13 protein-coding genes and 1 tRNA gene are annotated in these 18,176 nt (G+C 75.1%); 12 read left to right on the top strand and 2 right to left on the bottom strand.

Annotated elements, in window-relative coordinates:
- Positions 1–101 precede the first annotated feature (101 nt).
- From ACZ4VF_RS29465 to ACZ4VF_RS29490, 6 genes are all read left to right on the top strand, one after another.
- Entirely contained in the window at positions 102–1,745 is a 1,644-nt protein-coding gene (locus ACZ4VF_RS29465; RefSeq protein ID WP_467929756.1) for a beta-N-acetylhexosaminidase, read from the top strand.
- A 294-nt stretch (positions 1,746–2,039) separates the two neighbouring features.
- Positions 2,040–2,933 (top strand): FAD binding domain-containing protein, encoded by an 894-nt coding sequence (locus tag ACZ4VF_RS29470; RefSeq protein ID WP_467929757.1) that lies wholly within the window; start codon positions 2,040–2,042, stop codon positions 2,931–2,933.
- Positions 2,930–4,930, top strand: coding sequence for a (2Fe-2S)-binding protein (locus tag ACZ4VF_RS29475; RefSeq protein WP_467929758.1), 2,001 nt, complete (start codon positions 2,930–2,932; stop codon positions 4,928–4,930). Before ACZ4VF_RS29470 ends, ACZ4VF_RS29475 begins: the two co-directional genes overlap by 4 nt.
- Positions 4,927–7,236: a xanthine dehydrogenase family protein molybdopterin-binding subunit gene (locus tag ACZ4VF_RS29480; RefSeq protein ID WP_467929759.1), complete on the top strand. Its 2,310-nt coding sequence runs from the start codon at positions 4,927–4,929 to the stop codon at positions 7,234–7,236. The genes ACZ4VF_RS29475 and ACZ4VF_RS29480 overlap by 4 nt, the downstream gene beginning before the upstream one ends.
- Complete coding sequence (locus tag ACZ4VF_RS29485; RefSeq protein WP_467929760.1) at positions 7,233–7,361, top strand: hypothetical protein; 129 nt, start codon at positions 7,233–7,235, stop codon at positions 7,359–7,361. The genes ACZ4VF_RS29480 and ACZ4VF_RS29485 overlap by 4 nt, the downstream gene beginning before the upstream one ends.
- Positions 7,362–7,571: 210 nt before the next feature.
- On the top strand, positions 7,572–8,729 hold the full coding sequence (locus ACZ4VF_RS29490) for an SUKH-4 family immunity protein (RefSeq protein WP_467929761.1): 1,158 nt from the start codon (positions 7,572–7,574) through the stop codon (positions 8,727–8,729).
- A 106-nt stretch (positions 8,730–8,835) separates the two neighbouring features.
- Here ACZ4VF_RS29490 and ACZ4VF_RS29495 read toward each other — a convergent pair.
- Positions 8,836–8,910 (bottom strand) — tRNA-Cys (locus ACZ4VF_RS29495).
- A gap of 177 nt (positions 8,911–9,087) precedes the next feature.
- Between ACZ4VF_RS29495 and ACZ4VF_RS29500 the strand changes: the two genes are divergently transcribed.
- The 4 genes from ACZ4VF_RS29500 (at position 9,088) to dapE (ending at position 14,635) form a co-directional block, all read left to right on the top strand.
- Positions 9,088–10,533: an MFS transporter gene (locus ACZ4VF_RS29500; RefSeq protein WP_467929762.1), complete on the top strand. Its 1,446-nt coding sequence runs from the start codon at positions 9,088–9,090 to the stop codon at positions 10,531–10,533.
- Between the two features lie 154 nt (positions 10,534–10,687).
- Positions 10,688–12,487, top strand: a complete 1,800-nt coding sequence (locus tag ACZ4VF_RS29505) for a DEAD/DEAH box helicase (protein WP_467929763.1) — start codon at positions 10,688–10,690, stop codon at positions 12,485–12,487.
- 296 nt (positions 12,488–12,783) lie between these two features.
- Entirely contained in the window at positions 12,784–13,425 is a 642-nt protein-coding gene (locus tag ACZ4VF_RS29510) for an IclR family transcriptional regulator (protein ID WP_467929764.1), read from the top strand.
- Positions 13,426–13,579: 154 nt separating this feature from the next.
- A complete protein-coding gene (gene dapE / locus ACZ4VF_RS29515; RefSeq protein WP_467929766.1) occupies positions 13,580–14,635 on the top strand; it encodes a succinyl-diaminopimelate desuccinylase in 1,056 nt (351 codons plus the stop codon).
- Here dapE and ACZ4VF_RS29520 read toward each other — a convergent pair.
- Positions 14,616–16,193, bottom strand: coding sequence for a PucR family transcriptional regulator (locus tag ACZ4VF_RS29520; RefSeq protein WP_467929767.1), 1,578 nt, complete (start codon positions 16,191–16,193; stop codon positions 14,616–14,618). The genes dapE and ACZ4VF_RS29520 overlap by 20 nt on opposite strands.
- Positions 16,194–16,297: 104 nt before the next feature.
- On the opposite strand from ACZ4VF_RS29520, the gene ACZ4VF_RS29525 reads away from it, so the two are divergent.
- Both ACZ4VF_RS29525 and menC read left to right on the top strand, forming a co-directional pair.
- On the top strand, positions 16,298–17,047 hold the full coding sequence (locus ACZ4VF_RS29525) for a chorismate synthase (RefSeq protein WP_467929768.1): 750 nt from the start codon (positions 16,298–16,300) through the stop codon (positions 17,045–17,047).
- Positions 17,044–18,153, top strand: a complete 1,110-nt coding sequence (gene menC, locus ACZ4VF_RS29530; protein ID WP_467929770.1) for an o-succinylbenzoate synthase — start codon at positions 17,044–17,046, stop codon at positions 18,151–18,153. The genes ACZ4VF_RS29525 and menC overlap by 4 nt, the downstream gene beginning before the upstream one ends.
- The last annotated feature ends 23 nt before the right edge of the window (positions 18,154–18,176 follow it).

Raw genomic sequence — 18,176 nt, forward strand, 5'->3', positions numbered from 1 at the left:
CTCTGCGTTCTCCGGACGATGAATGGTCCAGACCTCTTGTGGGGGGCCGGGTCCGGTCCCTAGCCTTCGAGGCGTCGCGCAGGGGAGCAGGGGAGGGCCCGATGTCCGTGGAACTGATTCCGGCGCCGCGCGCCGTCGAGGGGGCGACGGGGGCCGTCGTGCCGCTCGGCCACGGCACCACGCTGTGGGCCGGACCGGGCACGGAGCGCACCGAGCGCTGGCTCCGCGCCACCCTCGGCCAGGCCCTGGGGCTGCCGCTGCGGTCCGGGTCCCCGGACGACCCGGACGGTGTGCGGCTGCTGCTGGACGACGGCCTGGCACCGGAGGCGTACCGGCTCACCGCCGTCGCCGGCCGGGGCGTGGAGATCCGCGGCGGCGGGCCCGCCGGGGTGTTCTGGGGCGCGCAGACCCTGCGCCAGCTGCTCGGCCCCGAGGCCTTCCGGCGCGCCCCCGTACGGCCGGACCCCGCCCCCGGGGTGCCGGCCCAGGTCGTCGAGGACGCCCCCCGCTTCCGCTGGCGCGGACTCCTCCTCGACGTCGCCCGGCACTTCATGCCCAAGGAGGGCGTGCTGCGCTATCTGGACCTGATGGCCGCGCACAAACTCAACGTCCTGCACCTCCACCTGACGGACGACCAGGGCTGGCGCATCGAGATCGAGCGGTATCCGAAACTGACCGAGATCGCCTCCTGGCGTACGAGGACAAAATACGGCCACCGGGCCTCGCGGCTGTGGGACGAGAAACCGCACGGCGGTTACTACACCCGGGACGACATCCGGGAGATCGTCGCCTACGCCGCCGAACGGCACATCAGCGTCGTCCCCGAGATCGACGTACCGGGCCACTCGCAGGCCGCCATCGCCGCCTACCCCGAACTCGGCAACACCGACGTCGTCGACACCACCGCCCTCTCCGTCTGGGACACCTGGGGCATCTCCGCCAACGTACTGGCCCCCACCGACACCACCCTGCGGTTCTACGAAGGGGTGTTCGAGGAGGTTCTGGAGCTGTTCCCCGCGGACGCCGCCGCGTTCTCGGAGTTCGTGCACGTCGGCGGCGACGAGTGCCGCAAGGAGCAGTGGGCCGAGTCCGTCACCGCCAAGACCCGCCTCGCCGACCTCGGCCTCGCCGACGAGGACGCGCTGCAGTCCTGGTTCATCGGGCACTTCGACGCCTGGCTCGCCGCGCGCGGTCGCCGCCTCATCGGCTGGGACGAGATCCTGGAGGGCGGTCTGGCGCCCGGCGCGGCCGTCTCCTCCTGGCGCGGCTACGCCGGCGGGATCGCCGCCGCGCGGGCCGGCCACGACGTGGTCATGTGCCCCGAGCAGTACGTGTACCTGGACCACCGTCAGGCCCCGGGCGAGGACGAGCCCGTGCCGATCGGCTTCGTGCGCACCCTGGAGGACGTCTACCGGTTCGAGCCCGTCCCGGCGGGGCTCACCGAGGCGGAGGCCCGGCACGTGCTGGGCACCCAGGCCAACGTGTGGACCGAGGTGCTGGAGGACAGCGCGCGCGTGGACTACCAGGCCTTCCCCCGCCTCGCGGCCTTCGCCGAGGTCGCCTGGAGCGCGCTGCCGGCCCCCGCCGAACGGAACTACGCCGACTTCGAACGCCGGATGACCGCCCACTACCGGCGACTTGACGCCCTGGGCGTCGCTTACCGGCCACCCACCGGGCCCCGCCCGTGGCAGCGGCGCCCCGGCGTCCCCGGCCGCCCGATCGAGGGGCCGCCCCCGAACCGGTGACGCGGACCGGCAACGGCGCCGCGCCGCCCCGGAACGGTGCGGCGGGGTTTTTCCGTCACCCGCCGGGCAAGGGGAAAACCCCGGCACCATCACCGAAGAGTGGCAATCGGTGCGCACCGGTGATGCGGTGCGAAAACGGACCATCTCCCTGGTGAGGTGGGCGAATGCCTCCTAGCGGACCCCCGCGTTCGAGCGTTGCGAAGATGTGCCAGAGTTGCGTCGTCCGCCCTGTCAGCACGTACCGTACGGCAACACAGGCGGGACCAGGTGGGGCAGCGGGAAGGGGCAGCCGGTTTGACCACGCACGCACCGCAGGCGGCGCAGGCCGTCACCTTGCCCACGACACTGGACGAGGCCGTGGCGGCCCTGGCCGCCATGCCCACCGCCGTCCCCGTCGCGGGCGGCACCGACCTGATGGCCGCCGTCAACTCCGGCCAGCTCCGGCCCTCCGCGCTGGTGGGCCTCGGCCGGATCAGCGAGATCCGCGGCTGGCAGTACCAGGACGGCCACGCGCTGCTCGGCGCCGGCCTCACGCACGCGCGCATGGGCCGCCCCGACTTCGCGGCCCTCATCCCGGCGCTCGCCGCCGCCGCGCGCGCCGCGGGCCCGCCGCACATCCGCAACGCGGGCACCCTGGGCGGCAACATCGCCTCGGCCGCCCCCACCGGCGACGCGCTGCCGGTGCTGGCCGCGCTGGAAGCGACCCTGATCATCGCGGGCCCGGGCGGAGCCCGCCGGGAGATCCCGGTGTCGCACCTGCTGGCCGGCGTGGAGATGCTGCGCGGCGGCGAACTCATCGGCTACGTGCGCGTGCCGCTGCTGCACGCCCCGCAGGTCTTCCTGAAGGCCACCGGGCGCACCGGCCCGGGCCGCGCGCTGGCCTCCGTGGCCCTCGTCCTCGACCCCGCCCGGCGCGGCGTGCGCTGCGCCGTCGGGGCCATAGCGCCGATGCCGCTCAGGCCCCTGGAGGCCGAGCAGTGGGTGGCGCGGCTCATCGACTGGGACAACGACCGCGCGCTCGTCCCGGAGGCCCTGCACGCCTTCGGGGAGTACGTCGCCGCGGCCTGCATCCCCGACCCGGCCCCCGAGCCCGACGGCTCGGTGAGCCCGCTTCCGCCCGCCGTACTGCACCTGCGGCGCACCGTCGCCGCGCTGGCCCGACGAGCACTGGGGAGGGCGCTGTCGTGACCGACGACCAGCACGGAGAGGGCACGCCCCAGGGCGGCGGACGCTGGGACCCGCTGCCCCAGGGCGACTACGACGACGGCGCCACCGCCTTCGTCAAGCTCCCCGAGGGCGGCATCGACGCCCTGCTGTCCGGCGACAGCCCGTTGGCCGCGCCGGGACACGGCTACGTGCCGCCGCGGATCACCGCCACGCACACCGACGGCGCCGGGGACACCTGGCCCGCGCCCGGGAGCGGCGGCCAGTGGCCCGACCCGAACGCCGTGCCGGCCCCGCCGCAGACCGCGGACGACCGGTTCACCTACCAGCCCGCCGCCACCCAGCACTGGACCTTCGAGGAGCCCGCGGCCCCGGCCGCCCCGGGCCACGACGTCACCGGGCAGTGGTCCATCCCGGTCGCCGGCGGCGACCTTCCGGACGAGTCGGGCGAGTACACCACGTCCTCGCTGGTCGAGCAGTGGGGCGGCACCCCGCCGGCCACGCTGCCCGGCGGCGCGCCGGCACCCTGGGCGACGGACGGCGCGGGCCTCGCGTGGGACCACGCGGCGCCCCGGCCGGCCGCCCCCGAGCAGGACGCCGACGACCACCCGGCCCACACCGGCCACAGCGCCGTACCCGGCCACACGGCCGAACCCGAGCACACCGCCGTGCCCGACCACGCCGGGGCGCACCCGGCCGGGGACGGGCCGGCCCCGGCTCCGGAGGCGTACGGGTACGTTCCGCAGGACACCGCCCACCCCGGCACCGGGGACGCCGGGGACGCCGACACGCCCGACGGCACGGGCGAGCACTCCGTGGCGCCCGAAGCGGATGCCCACGGCCTCGCCGAAGCCCCTGAGCGCCCCGCTGACGGCCCCGCGGGCCACGAGCAGCCGACGGATCCCGCCGACGCGCAGGAGCCCGCCACGACGCCGGCCACGGCCGGGACAGGGGCTCCCGAGGCTCCCGCCGACGCCCCGGAGGCGCCCGCGTCCCCGGAGGAAGCCGCCGAACCCGAGCCCGTCGACGAGACCTCCGACCCGGACGCCGTCCCCGCCGAAGCCGCCGCCGCCGTCGACGAGGACCCCGCGCCCGCCCACGAGGACGCCCCCCACGCGCCCGCGGCCGCCGGGGAGCCGGCCGAGGCAGCGGACGCGGCGGCCGACGCGGCCGGCGGGGCCGCCGAGACGGACGGGGAGCCGGCCGCCGACACCCCGCCACCGCACGACGACCACCCCCTCGCCTCCTACGTCCTGCGCGTCAACGGCACCGACCGCCCGGTGACCGACGCCTGGATCGGCGAGTCCCTGCTGTACGTGCTGCGGGAGCGGCTCGGCCTCGCGGGCGCCAAGGACGGCTGCTCGCAGGGCGAGTGCGGGGCCTGCAACGTGCAGGTCGACGGCCGCCTGGTGGCCTCCTGCCTGGTCCCGGCGGTCACCGCGGCCGGCAGCGAGGTGCGGACGGTCGAGGGCCTGGCCGTCGACGGGCAGCCCTCCGACGTACAGCGCGCGCTCGCCCGCTGCGGGGCCGTGCAGTGCGGCTTCTGCGTGCCCGGCATGGCGATGACCGTGCACGACCTGCTGGAGGGCAACCCGGCGCCGACCGAGCTGGAGGCCCGGCAGGCCCTGTGCGGCAACCTGTGCCGCTGCTCGGGCTACCGGGGGGTCCTGGAGGCCGTCAGGGAGGTCGTCGCCGAGCGCGAGGCCTTCCACGCCGGCCCGGAGGGCGAGACGGACGAGGCGCGCATCCCGCACCAGGCGGGCCCCGGCGCCGGAGGCGTCCACCCGTCGGCGTTCGAGGCGCCGGGCGCGTTCGACACCCCGCGGGCACCGGAGCCGTACGACGCCCACGAGGCCTACGACACACCGGACGCCTACGACGCACCCGACACGTACGGCGCGGCGGACGGCTACGACACGCCCGGCGCGTACGGCGCCCCGGACGGCTACGACCCGGACCCGTACGGCACGCCACCGGGCCCGCACGACCAGCACTACGGCCAGGACGGAGGCCAGGTGTGAGCAACGAAGCCGGCATCGCGACCACCGCCGCGGAACCCGCCCCCGAGACCGAACCGCCGGCGCACGGCATCGGCGCCTCCCTGCCGCACGCCGACGCCCGCGCCAAGACGGAGGGCACCTTCCCGTACGCGGCCGACCTGTGGGCCGAGGGCCTGCTGTGGGCGGCCGTGCTGCGCTCCCCGCACGCGCACGCGCGCATCGTCTCCATCGACACCACCCACGCGCGCGAGATGCCCGGCGTCCGCGCCGTCGTCACCCACGAGGACGTGCCCGGCACGCCCCGCCACGGCCGGGGCACGCCCGACCGGCCGGTGTTCGCCTCCGAGGTCGTGCGCCACCACGGAGAGCCCATCGCGGCCGTGGCCGCCGACCACCCGGACACCGCGCGGATGGCCGCCGCCGCCGTCATCGTCGAGTACGAGGTCCTCGACCCGGTCACCGACCCCGAACACGCCTTCGAGGCGGAGCCGTTGCACCCCGACGGCAACCTGATCCGGCACATCCCGCTGCGCCACGGCGACCCGGAGGCGGTCGGCGAGGTGGTGGTCGAGGGCCTGTACCGCATCGGCCGCCAGGACCCGGCCCCGATCGGCGCCGAGGCCGGCCTCGCCGTGCCCCGCCCCGACGGCGGGGTGGAGCTGTACCTGGCCTCCACCGACCCGCACACCGACCGCAACACGGCCGCGGCCTGCTACGGCCTGACCCCCGATCGGGTGAAGATCGTCGTCACCGGGGTGCCCGGCGCCACCGCCGACCGCGAGGACCAGGGCTTCCAGCTCCCGCTCGGCCTGCTCGCGCTGAAGACCGGCTGCCCGGTGAAGCTGACGGCGACCCGCGAGGAGTCCTTCCTCGGCCACGCCCACCGGCATCCGACGTTGCTGCGCTACCGCCACCACGCCGACGCCGAGGGCAGGCTGGTGAAGGTGGAGGCGCAGATCCTGCTGGACGCGGGCGCGTACGCCGACACCTCCGCCGACGCGCTGGCCGCCGCCGTCTCCTTCGCGTGCGGCCCCTACGTCGTCCCGAACGCCTTCATCGAGGGCTGGGCCGTACGCACCAACAACCCGCCCTCCGGGCACGTGCGCGGCGAGGGCGCCCTGCAGGTGTGCGCCGCCTACGAGGCGCAGATGGACAAGCTGGCGAAGAAGCTGGCCCTGGACCCGGCCGAGCTGCGACTGCGCAACGTCCTCGCGACCGGGGACGTCCTCCCGATCGGCCAGACCGTGACCTGTCCGGCGCCGGTCGCCGAACTCCTTCAGGCGGTACGGGACTTCCCGCTCCCGGCGCTGCCCAAGGACACCCCCGAGGAGGAGTGGCTGCTGCCCGGCGGCCCCGAGGGCGCGGGCGAACCGGGCGCGGTCCGCCGGGGCGTCGGCTACGGCCTCGGCATGGTCCACATGCTCGGCGCGGAGGGCGCCGACGAGGTGTCGACCGCGACGGTCAAGGTCCACGACGGCATCGCGACCGTGCTGTGCGCGGCCGTGGAGACCGGCCAGGGCTTCACCACCCTGGCCCGGCAGATCGTCCAGGAGACCCTCGGCGTCGAGGAGGTCCACGTCGCCCCGGTCGACACCGACCAGCCGTCGGCCGGCGCGGGCTGCCGGGGCCGGCACACCTGGGTGTCGGGCGGCGCGGTGGAACGGGCGGCCAAGATGGTCCGCACGCAACTGCTCCAGCCCCTCGCGCACAAGTTCGGCATGTCCACCGAGCTGCTCCAGATCACGGACGGCAAGATCACCTCCTACGACGGCGTGCTGTCGACCACCGTCACGGAGGCGCTGGAGGGCAAGGAGCTGTGGGCCACGGCCCAGTGCCGCCCGCACCCCACCGAGCCGCTGGACGCCGCCGGCCAGGGCGACGCCTTCGTGGGCCTCGCCTTCTGCGCGATCCGCGCGGTGGTGGACGTCGACGTCGAGCTGGGCTCGGTGCGGGTGGTGGAGCTGGCGGTCGCCCAGGACGTGGGCCGGGTGCTGAACCCGGCGCAGCTGGCGGCGCGCATCGAGGCGGGCGTCACGCAGGGCGTGGGCATCGCCCTCACCGAGAACCTGCGCACGCCCCGCGGCCTGGTCCGCCACCCCGACCTGACCGGCTACGCCCTGCCGACCGCCCTGGACGCCCCCGACATCCGGATCGTGAAACTGGTCGAGGAACGGGACGTGGTGGCGCCCTTCGGCGCCAAGTCGGTCAGCGCGGTCCCGGTGGTGACGGCACCGGCGGCGATCGCCTCCGCGGTCCGCGCCGCCACCGGCCGCCCGGTCAACCGCCTGCCGATCCGCCCGCAGGCGGCCGTGGTGACGGACCGGTGAGCACGCCACCGCCCGGCGCGCCGCGTTACGAACCGCCGCCCGGCACGGGCAAGGTGTTCCTCTGGGTCCTGCTGTTCGTCGTGGCGGCGCTGGCCGTGGTCCTGGGCGGGGTCTACTTCACCTGAGGCACCCGACCCGGTCCCACCCGGGGCCCGGCCTCGCGGAGTCGATCCCCGCGGGGGCGCAACGCGCCCCGGCCGTCCCGCGTCCTCCCTCTCCGGGGGCCGTTGTCAGTGGGGCGGCGTAGTGTGCCGAGCGGTGGGGGCACCTGCCCCGGGGCCGCCTACGACGGTGTGCGCGGACCCGTCACGCCAGGGAAGATCGCAGGGGGAGCGATGAGCACGACCGACGCCGGCGTACCGGTGATCACGCTGACCGAGGCGGAGCTGGACCGCTTCGTCACGCACCCGCCGACGCGCGGCCTGCTCACGGGCGCCGGTCTGCCCGCGGAGACCGGGCTGCTGACCTTCTCCCCGCTGCGCACCCACGGCCTGCGCACGCTCGCCGACGCCGCCGACGGCCCCTTCGGCCTGGCGGAGGAGCTGCGCGGCCGCCTGGTGATAGGCGAACTCCTCGGCCCGGCCGGCAGGGAGCGCGAGTCGATCCTGCTCGACGGCACCACGGGCGAGCTGACGACGGCCTACCTCTTCTCCCCGTCCGACCCGCGCCCCTTCGCGCCGTCCCTGGACACGCTGCTGCGCTTCGCCGCGGTCACCGAGGAACTGGCGGGCCTGCGCGGCCGGTTCGCCGCGCTGGCGGGACAGTACGGCCCCAAGACGGTGACGGAGGCCTCCCGCCGCCTGCTCACCCTCTTCGAGGAGGGCACCGGCGGGGTGGTCCCGCCGTACTGGAAGGCGGCGGCCCTGATCCGCCCGCTCTCCCTCGTCGCCGGCCCCGGCACGGCGTCGGGCCTCACCCTCGACGTCCCGGCCCGCGTCCTGGAGCAGGAGTTCGGGCACGGCAGGGTGGCCCGCTTCGAGGAGGTCGACTTCCCGAAGACGCTCACCCACGAACCGACCCGCCGCTTCCTGCGCGAGACCGGTCTGCCGGAGGAGGCGGTCTTCTTCCACGCCGACACGGACGTCCCGCTGCCGACCCTGCGCGAGTACTTCACCGAGGAGCGCCCCCACCGCCCCGCCCCGGAACTCCCGGCCCACTGCGACCACTTGATCCGTCTCGGCTGCCTGCCGGAGGAGACCAGCCTGGTGGTCGACGGCAGAACGGGCGCGGTCCTCACCTTCAGCGAGCCCGAGGCGGCGCTCCACCCGCTCAACACCGACGTCTCCACCCTGGCCTTCACCCTCTGGCTCGTCCACCACGAGCGCACGATCGACGCACACCTGGGCCACGAGCTGGCGACCCACGCCTACGACCACCTCGTCGCCCTCATGATCCACACCCTCCGCTCGATCGACCCGACGGGCACGCTCCCGGAGACGGGCCGGCACTACTGGACGGAGCTGTTCCAGGACGAGGCGGGCGGAGTGTTCTGAGGCAGGCACCCGCCGGGCTCCCACACGAGCCCTCCCGCCCCCGGCCACACGGCGAAGGGCGGCACCCCGGGGGGTACCGCCCTCGCGTCCGCGCCGGTCAGGCGCCTGGAGGCCGTGGCGGGAATCGAACCCACGTAACTCGCTTTGCAGGCGAGCCCCTCAACCACTCGGGCACACGGCCGTGTCCGTGAGAAGAACGTACGGGCCGTGCGGCAGGGGGCTCAAGAGAGGCGGCGGGGCTGCAACGGGACTGACACACCGCGTTCATGAAGGGGGAGCGGACGTACGACCAAGGGCCTAGTGAGGGCGGGACTCCTGACAGGGGCCAAAGGCGGTCGTGGGCCTTACTCTGGCGGGCATGAGTGCCCTTGAGTCCCGTGACCCCGCTGTTCTCGATCCGGTCGCCGAGCAGGACGGCGGCGTGCTGAGCAGGGCGTACCGGGCGCTGAGTATCGGGATCGTGTCGGTCGTGGTGCTGATCGCGTTCGAGGCGACCGCCGTGGGGACCGCCATGCCGGTGGCCGCGCGGGAGCTGGACGGGGTGGCGCTGTACGCGTTCGCCTTCTCCGGGTACTTCACGACCAGCCTGTTCGGGATGGTGCTCGCCGGGCAGTGGTCCGACCGGAGGGGCCCCCTGGGCGCGCTCACCACCGGTATCGGCGCCTTCGCCGCGGGTCTCGTCGTGGCCGGCACCGCCCGGGTGATGTGGGTGTTCATCCTGGGGCGGGCCGTGCAGGGACTCGGCGGCGGGCTCGTCATCGTGGCGCTGTACGTCGTCGTCGGGCGGGCCTACCCCGAGCGGCTGCGCCCCGCGATCATGGCGTCCTTCGCGGCCGGCTGGGTCGTCCCCTCCATAGTCGGCCCCCTCGCCTCCGGCGCCGTCACCGAGCACCTCGGCTGGCGCTGGGTCTTCCTCGGCATCCCGGCCCTCGTCGTGTTCCCGCTCGCCCTCGCCCTGCCCCGGATACGGCGCCGGGCGTCCGGCCCGGTGGACGAGCGGGCCGGGGCCGAGCCCTTCGACCGGCGACGGATCCGGCTGGCCCTCGGCATCTCCCTCGGCGCCGGGCTCCTCCAGTACGCCGCCCAGGACCTGCGCCCCCTGTCCCTGCTCCCGGGCCTGGCCGGGGCGGCGCTCCTGGTGCCGGCGGTGTCCGGGCTGCTGCCCCGCGGTACGTACCGGGCCGCCCGCGGGCTGCCCTCCGTGGTGCTGCTGCGCGGCCTCGCGGCGGGCTCCTTCATCGCCGCGGAGTCCTTCGTGCCGCTGATGCTGGTCACCCAGCGCGGCCTGTCGCCGACGCTCGCCGGGTTCTCGCTGGCCGCGGGCGGCGCGACGTGGGCGCTGGGGTCGTTCGTGCAGTCCCGGGCGCGCGTGGCGCCGTACCGGGAGCGGCTGATGACCGTGGGGATGGTGCTGGTCGCCGTGGCGATCGTCACCGCGCCGAGCGTGCTCGTGCACGCCGTGCCGGTGTGGACCGTCGCCGTCGCGTGGGGCGTCGGCTGCTTCGGCATGGGCCTGGTGATCTCCTCCACCAGCGTGCTGCTGCTCCAGCTCTCCGCCCCGGAGGAGGCCGGCGCGAACTCCGCCGCGCTCCAGATCTCCGACGCCCTGGCCAACGTCGTCCTCCTCGCGGCGACCGGCGCGGCCTTCGCCGCGCTCGGCGGCGGCAGCACCACGGCCACCACCGCCGGGGCCGGCGGCGGGCATCCCGCCGCCTTCGCCGCCGTCTTCCTGCCAATGGCGGTGGTGGCGCTGGCGGGGTCCTGGGTGACCCGGCGGCTGCGGGAACGGGCACCGGCGCGGTGAGCGGCGGACCGGTGCGCGAACGGCGGTTGCCGCGGTTGTGACGTGGCTCCCACCCGGGGGCGACCCGGGGCCGTTCGCGCGTGGACGGGAGGGCGGCGCCGGTAGGGTGGCCCGGTTGTCATACGTAGCCGCCCGACCCTGATTCACGGAGACCGTGACTACTACCGCCTCCTCCTCCGCTCACTCCCACCACCTCTCGCCCGCCTTCCCGGGCCGGGCCCCCTGGGGTACCGCCAGCAAGCTGCGCGCCTGGCAGCAGGGCGCGATGGAGAAGTACATCCAGGAGCAGCCGCGTGACTTCCTCGCCGTCGCCACGCCCGGCGCCGGCAAGACGACCTTCGCCCTGACGCTGGCCTCCTGGCTGCTGCACCACCACGTCGTGCAGCAGGTGACGGTGGTCGCGCCCACCGAGCACCTGAAGAAGCAGTGGGCGGAGGCGGCCGCCCGGATAGGGATCAAGCTCGACCCCGAGTACAGCGCGGGCCCGCTCGGCCGGGAGTACGACGGCGTCGCCGTGACGTACGCCGGTGTGGGGGTGCGCCCGATGCTGCACCGCAACCGGGTCGAGCAGCGCAAGACCCTCGTCATCCTGGACGAGATCCACCACGCCGGCGACTCCAAGTCCTGGGGCGAGGCCTGCCTGGAGGCGTTCGAGCCCGCCACGCGCCGGCTCGCGCTGACCGGTACGCCGTTCCGCTCCGACACCAACCCGATCCCCTTCGTGACGTACGAGGAGGACAACGCGGGCATCCGGCGCTCCGCCGCCGACTACACCTACGGCTACGGTTCCGCGCTGTCGGACGGCGTCGTCCGGCCGGTGATCTTCCTGTCCTACAGCGGCAACATGCGCTGGCGGACCAAGGCCGGCGACGAGATCGCCGCGCGGCTCGGCGAGCCGATGACCAAGGACGCGGTCAGCCAGGCCTGGCGTACGGCGCTCGACCCGCGCGGCGACTGGATGCCGAGCGTGCTGCGCGCCGCCGACCAGCGGCTGACCGAGGTCCGCAAGGCGATCCCGGACGCCGGGGCGCTCGTCATCGCCTCCGACCAGGACTCCGCGCGCGCCTACGCCAAGCTCATCCGGGAGATCACGGGGACGAAGGCCACGCTCGTGCTGTCGGACGACGCGGGGGCCTCGAAGAGGATCGACGAGTTCAGCGCGAGCGACGACCGGTGGATGGTCGCCGTGCGGATGGTGTCCGAGGGCGTCGACGTACCGCGGCTGGCGGTCGGGGTGTACGCCACCACCATCTCGACCCCGCTGTTCTTCGCCCAGGCCGTCGGGCGTTTCGTGCGGTCCCGGCGGCGCGGCGAGACCGCGTCCGTCTTCCTGCCGACCGTGCCCGACCTGCTGACCTTCGCCAACGAGATGGAGAAGGAGCGGGACCACGCCCTCGACAAGCCGAAGAAGGAGGGCGAGGAGGACCCGTACGCCGAATCCGAGAAGGAGATGGAGGAGGCGAACAAGGAGCAGGACGAGGACACCGGCGAGCAGGACATGCTGCCCTTCGAGGCGCTGGAGTCCGACGCCGTCTTCGACCGGGTGCTGTACGACGGCGCCGAGTTCGGCATGCAGGCCCACCCCGGCAGCGAGGAGGAGCAGGACTACCTGGGGATCCCGGGGCTGCTCGAACCCGAGCAGGTGCAGCTGCTGCTGCAGAAGCGGCAGGCGCGGCAGATCGCGCACAGCCGGAAGAAGCCGGACACCGAGGCGGATCTGCTGGAGCTGCCGGCCGAGCGGCGGCCGGTGGTCTCGCACAAGGAGATGATGGAGCTGCGCAAGCAGCTGAACACGATGGTCGGCGCCTACGTCCACCAGAGCGGCAAGCCGCACGGGGTGATCCACACCGAGCTGCGGCGGGTGTGCGGGGGTCCGCCCAGCGCGGAGGCCACGGCGGGGCAGCTGCGCCAGCGCATCGCCAAGGTCCAGGAGTGGGCCACACGCATGCGGTGAGGGGCCGTCCCCGGCCGGGGACGGTGTGCGTATCCGGACGAATGCAGGCAGGCCGGATCTGGTCTTGCCCGGATTCTGGACCAAGACTTCCGCTCAGCGAACCCCCTTCGCTACTGTCCGGCTACGCACACGCCCCGTGGCAGCGCCGCCGCGGAGCGCAGCCGTGAAGCGACTTGGCCCGGAGCCGCCGGGCCTCCTGCCGATCGGCGGCCTCTGAGGCGCGTCGCCGACGGGACTCGGTGACGCATCCGCCACCTCAGGGCCCCGCCGACCTCACCGCCGAAGGAGTGGGCGTCGTGACCGCGGAGACCTCTCAGACGCTCGACCGGGGACTGCGCGTCCTCAAGCTGCTGGCCGACACGGACCACGGGCTGACCGTCACCGAGTTGTCCACCAAACTGGGCGTGAACCGGACCGTGGTGTACCGGTTGCTCGCCACGCTGGAACAGCACGCGCTCGTACGACGCGACCTGGGCGGGCGAGCCCGGGTCGGGCTCGGGGTGCTGAGGCTCGGGCGGCAGGTGCATCCGCTGGTACGGGAGGCCGCGCTGCCCGCGCTCAGGTCGCTCGCCGAGGACATAGGGGCGACGGCGCACCTGACCCTCGTGGACGGTTCCGAGGCGCTCGCCGTGGCGGTGGTCGAGCCCACGTGGACCGACTACCACGTCGCCTACCGGGCCGGATTCCGGCATCCGCTGGACCGCGGCGCGGCCGGCAGGGCGATCCTCGCCGCACGGCAGTCGCCCTCGGCCGACCCCGGATACACCCTCACCCACGGTGAGCTGGAGGCGGGGGCGAGCGGGGCCGCCGCGCCGCTGATCGGGGTGACGGGCGTCGAGGGCAGTGTGGGCGTGGTGATGCTGGCGGACGCCGTGCCGGAGCGGGTCGGGGCGCGGGTGGTGGAGGCGGCACGGGAGGTCGCCGAAGCGCTGCGCTGAGCCCGGCCGGCCGTTCGACACCCCTGCGGCTCCGGGCGGGGGAGGGGTTCACCCGTCCGCGGCCGAGCTCTTTGGCCACTTCTCCAACCGCGCTCCCCGCTCTTTGAGTCATCGGCCCACACCCACCGGCCCCTCCCCACCCATGATCGAGGGCATGACCGCCCTCGATCTCACCGCCGACGTCGTCACCCTCACCCGCGCCCTCGTCGACCTGCCCTCCGAGAGCGGGCAGGAGGCGCGGATCGCGGACGCCGTCCAGGCGGCTCTGAGCGCCCTGCCCCACCTCACCGTGGACCGCGTCGGCAACTCCGTCATCGCCCGCACCGGACTCGGACGGGGCGAGCGAGCCCTGATCGCCGGGCACCTGGACACCGTGCCGGCCGCCGGGAACCTGCCCTCCCGGCTCGACGGCGGGCGGGTGTACGGGCTCGGCGCCTGTGACATGAAGGGCGGTGTGGCGGTGGCGCTGCGGCTCGCGGCCACCGTGCCCGAGCCGTCCCGGGACCTCACCTACGTCTTCTACGAGTGCGAGGAGGTGGACGGCGAGCGCAACGGGCTCGGCCGGATCGCCGCCGCCCGGCCCGGCCTCCTGGAGGAAGCCGGACTCGCTCTCCTCATGGAGCCCTCCGGTGCCGGCGTCGAGGCCGGCTGCCAGGGCATCCTCACCGCCGACATCGTCGTGAAGGGCACCCGCGCGCACACCGCCCGCGCCTGGCAGGGCACCAACGCCGCGCACAAGGCGGGCCGGGTGCTCCAGCGGCTGGACGCGCACGTCCCGGAGCGGGTCGTGATCGACGGACTGGAGTACCGGGAGGGGCTCGGCGCCGTCGCCGTACGCGCCGGGGTCGCCGGGAACGTCGTACCCGACGAGTGCGTCGTCACCGTCGGCCACCGCTTCGCGCCCAGCCGTACGGAGGCGGAGGCGGAGGCGTACGTGCGCGGGCTCTTCCCGGAGTACGAGGTGCGGGTCACCGAGGTCGTCGGCGGTGCCCCGCCGCACCTGGACCGGGTGGGCCCGCTGGTCGCCGCGCTCGGAGCCGAGCCCCGGGCCAAGCTGGGGTGGACCGACGTGGCCCGGTTCGCCGCGCTGGGCGTGCCCGCGCTCAACTACGGTCCCGGGGACCCGTCCCTCGCGCACACGGCGGGGGAGTACGTGCCCGTCGCCCACCTCCGCCAGTGCGAGGACCGGCTCAGGGCGTGGCTGCGCTGAGCCCCGCCAGCGTCCGCAACTGCAGCCACAGCACCAGCCGTTCGTCGGGATCGTCCAGGTCGATGCCGGTGTGCTGCTGGAGCTGCCGGAGCCGGTAGCGGCAGGTGTTCGGGTGCACGGCCAGCAGCCGGGCCGCGCCCGCCATGTCGCAGCCCGCGTCGAACCAGCAGACGAGGGTGTGCGCGTACGCGGTGCCGTGCCCGGCGTCGTACGCCAGCACCCGCCGCCACCCGCCCGCGCTCAGCTCCCGGTGTCCGCGCATCACCTCGGCCAGCCGCAGCAGCGTCACCCGGGCCCGCACCTCGTCCACCACGGCCACCGGCAGCTCCGCGTCCAGCACCCGCAGCACCAGGTCCGCGTCCGCCCGCGAGTCCGTGAGCCCGTCCGCACCCGGCACCACCTCGCCGAGCGCCGCCCGCACCGGCACCCTGAGCGCCTGCCCGGCCCGCGCCACGATGTCCTCGGCGAGCCGGCGGTGCCGCTCGCCGGGGCCCGGCAGCACCGCGTACACCACCCCGTCCAGCAGCACGCACGCCTGCCGGCCGTAGCGGGCCTCGCACTGCAGGCGTACGACGTCCAGCAGGCGCAGCGCGGTGCGTTCGGCGTCCGGGACGCTCGCGGCGGCGGCCGGCACGAACGCCGCCACCCGGGCCGCGCCGTCGACACCGAGGCGGGCGGCGGCCGTCGCCGGGTCGTCCGCCGTGCCGGCCAGCAGCCGGCGCAGCAGGTCGCCGCCCCGGTGCCGGGCCAGCTCGCGGGCCGCCCGCTCCCGCAGCAGGAGCAGCGCGGCGGTGGAGGCGCCCTGGGCGAGGGCGGTCTCGGCGTCCGGGGCGAGCGTGCCGTCGTCGACCACCCACACCGAGCCGAGGGTCTCCCCGCCGGCCCGTACCGGCATCGCCAGCCGGGGCAGGCCGGTACCGGTCAGCGCGGGCAGCCGGACCGGCCGGTCGGCCGCGAACAGCCGCCGGTACTGCTCGGTGTTCTCCGCGCTGGCCGGTACCTGCCGGCCGAGGATGCCCTGCCGGCGGTCCTCGTCCACGGGCTGGCCGGGGACGGTGGAGTAGGCGAGGAGCCGCTGGTGCGGGTCCTCGACGGCGGTCGCCCCGCCCGTCGCGACCGCGACGGCGTCGGCCAGCGCGAACAGATCCCCGAGCCCCGCGTCCCCGGGCCCGCCCCCGTCGTGCTCCGTGGGGACGCCACCGTGCCGGGCGGTGATCGTGGAGGCCAGCTGCAGATGGACCCGGTGCCAGGGCGCGTCCTCCGCGACCGACAGCAGAGCCACGCCGTGCGCCTCGGCGGCCGCGGCCGGCCCGTCGGCGCCGCGCACCACCACCCCGGTCATCCCGGCCCGCGCCGCCGCCCGCAGCAGCGGTCCGACGTCCGCCGCCCGCACCCCGACCGCCAGCAGCAGCGCGCCGGGCTGCCGGGGGAGCGGGGCACCGCCGTCGTACAGGACCGCCTCGGTGACCGGGGCGCCGAGCCCGGCAGGAGCGGTGTGCAGGCGCAGCGCGGAACCACCGGCGGCGTCCAGGAGGTCGCCGAGCGTGCAGGCGTCCATGGGAATCCTCGGGGCAGGCGGCTTGGCGGATGGTGCAACGAACGTACGCCCGGCTTGGCCGCACGCACAACACACGCGCGACCGGCTCCTTCGAGACTCGTCCCATGACAGCAGGAGCCACCATCCGCACCGTCCACGACGTCGCCGGGCTCGCGGCCGTCGCCGACCACTTCAGCGACGTCTGGCGCACGCCCCGCACCGCCCCGCCCTACCCGGCAGAGGTCCTGCACAGCCTGGTGTACGCGGGCGGCGCGGTGCACGCCGTCCACGACGGGCCGCGGCTCGCCGGGGCGGCCGTCGCCGTGCTCGGCCCGGACCGGAGCACGTACTCCCTGGTCGCCGCCGCCGAGCGCGGTCTCGGCCCCGCCCTGAAGCGGGCCCAGCGGGACTGGGCCCTCGCCCTCGGCGCCCGCACCATGCGCTGGACGTTCGACCCGCTGGTCGGCCGCAACGCCCGCTTCAACCTGGTCAAGCTGGGCGCCGTCGGCACCGAGTACCTGGTCGACTTCTACGGCCCCATGGCCGACGGCGTGAACGACGGCGACGAGAGCGACCGGCTGACGGTCACCTGGGACCTCGCGGCGCCGGGGAGACCGTACGACGGCGAGCCGCGGGGGCCCGTGCTGCGGACCGCACCCGACGGCGGGCCGCTCGTCCGGCGGGCCGGCGGGCGGCTGTGGTGCCGGGTCCCGCAGGACGCCGTCGCGCTGCGCGCCGCCGATCCCGCGCTGGCGCTGCGCTGGCGGCACGCCGTGCGCGAGGTGTTCCTGGACGCCTTCGTGGAGGGGTTCCGGGCCACCGGGATGTCCCGCGACGGCTGGTACACCCTCGGCCGGACGGAGGAGGCCGCGTGAGGCTGGAGCGCGTGGAGATCGTGCACGTCGCGATCCCGCTGGTCACCCCGTTCCGTACGTCGTTCGGGACGATGACGGCGAAGGACACCTTCCTGCTGCGGGTCGTGACCGACGAGGCCGAGGGCTGGTCGGAGTTCGCCGCCGACCCCGAACCGCTGTACTGCTCGGAGTTCGTCGCCGGTGCCGAGCTGGTGCTGCGCGACTTCCTGCTGCCCCGCGTGGCCGCGCTCCCGCACCTCACCACGGCCGCGCTGGCCCCGGCCATGGCGGGGGTCAAGGGGCACGAGCTGGCGAAGGCGGCCCTGGAGACGGCCGTGCTCGACGCCGAGCTGCGCGGCCACGGCATGCCGCTCGCCACCTACCTGGGCGCGGTACGGGACCGGGTGCCCGCCGGGGTGTCCGTCGGCATCCGGGACTCGGTGCCCGAGCTGCTGGACGACGTCGAGCGCTACCTCGCCGAGGGGTACGTCCGCATCAAGCTGAAGATAGAACCGGGCTGGGACGTCGAACCGGTGCGGGCGGTCCGCGAGCGCTTCGGCGAGGACCTGCCCCTCCAGGTCGACGCCAACACCGCCTACACCCTCGCCGACACCGAGCACCTGCGCCGGCTGGACGCGTTCGGGCTGCTGCTGATCGAGGAGCCGCTGGAGGAGAACAACCTGTACGCCCACGCACGGCTCCAGCAGCGCCTCGCCACCCCGGTCTGCCTGGACGAGTCCCTGCACCACGCCCGGGACACCGCGTCCGCGATCGCCCTGGACGCCTGCCGGGTGGTGAACGTCAAGCCCGCCCGGGTCGGCGGCTACCTGGAGGCCCGCCGGGTCCACGACGTCGCCCACGCGCACGGGGTGCCGGTGTGGTGCGGCGGCATGCTGGAGACCGGCATCGGACGGGCGCCGAACCTCGCCCTGGCCGCGCTGCCCGGCTTCACCCTGCCCGGGGACACCTCGGCGTCCAGCCGTTACTTCGCCGAGGACCTCACCGAGCCGTTCGTCCTCAGGGACGGCCACCTGCCCGTCCCCACCGGCCCCGGCATCGGCGTCGAGCCCCGGCCGGACGCGCTGCGCCGGTTCACGCGGGCGCGGCGGGACCTGTACACGGCATGAGAAGCGGGACCAGTACACGGCAC

This window comes from Streptomyces sp. NPDC029151, assembly GCF_055564315.1.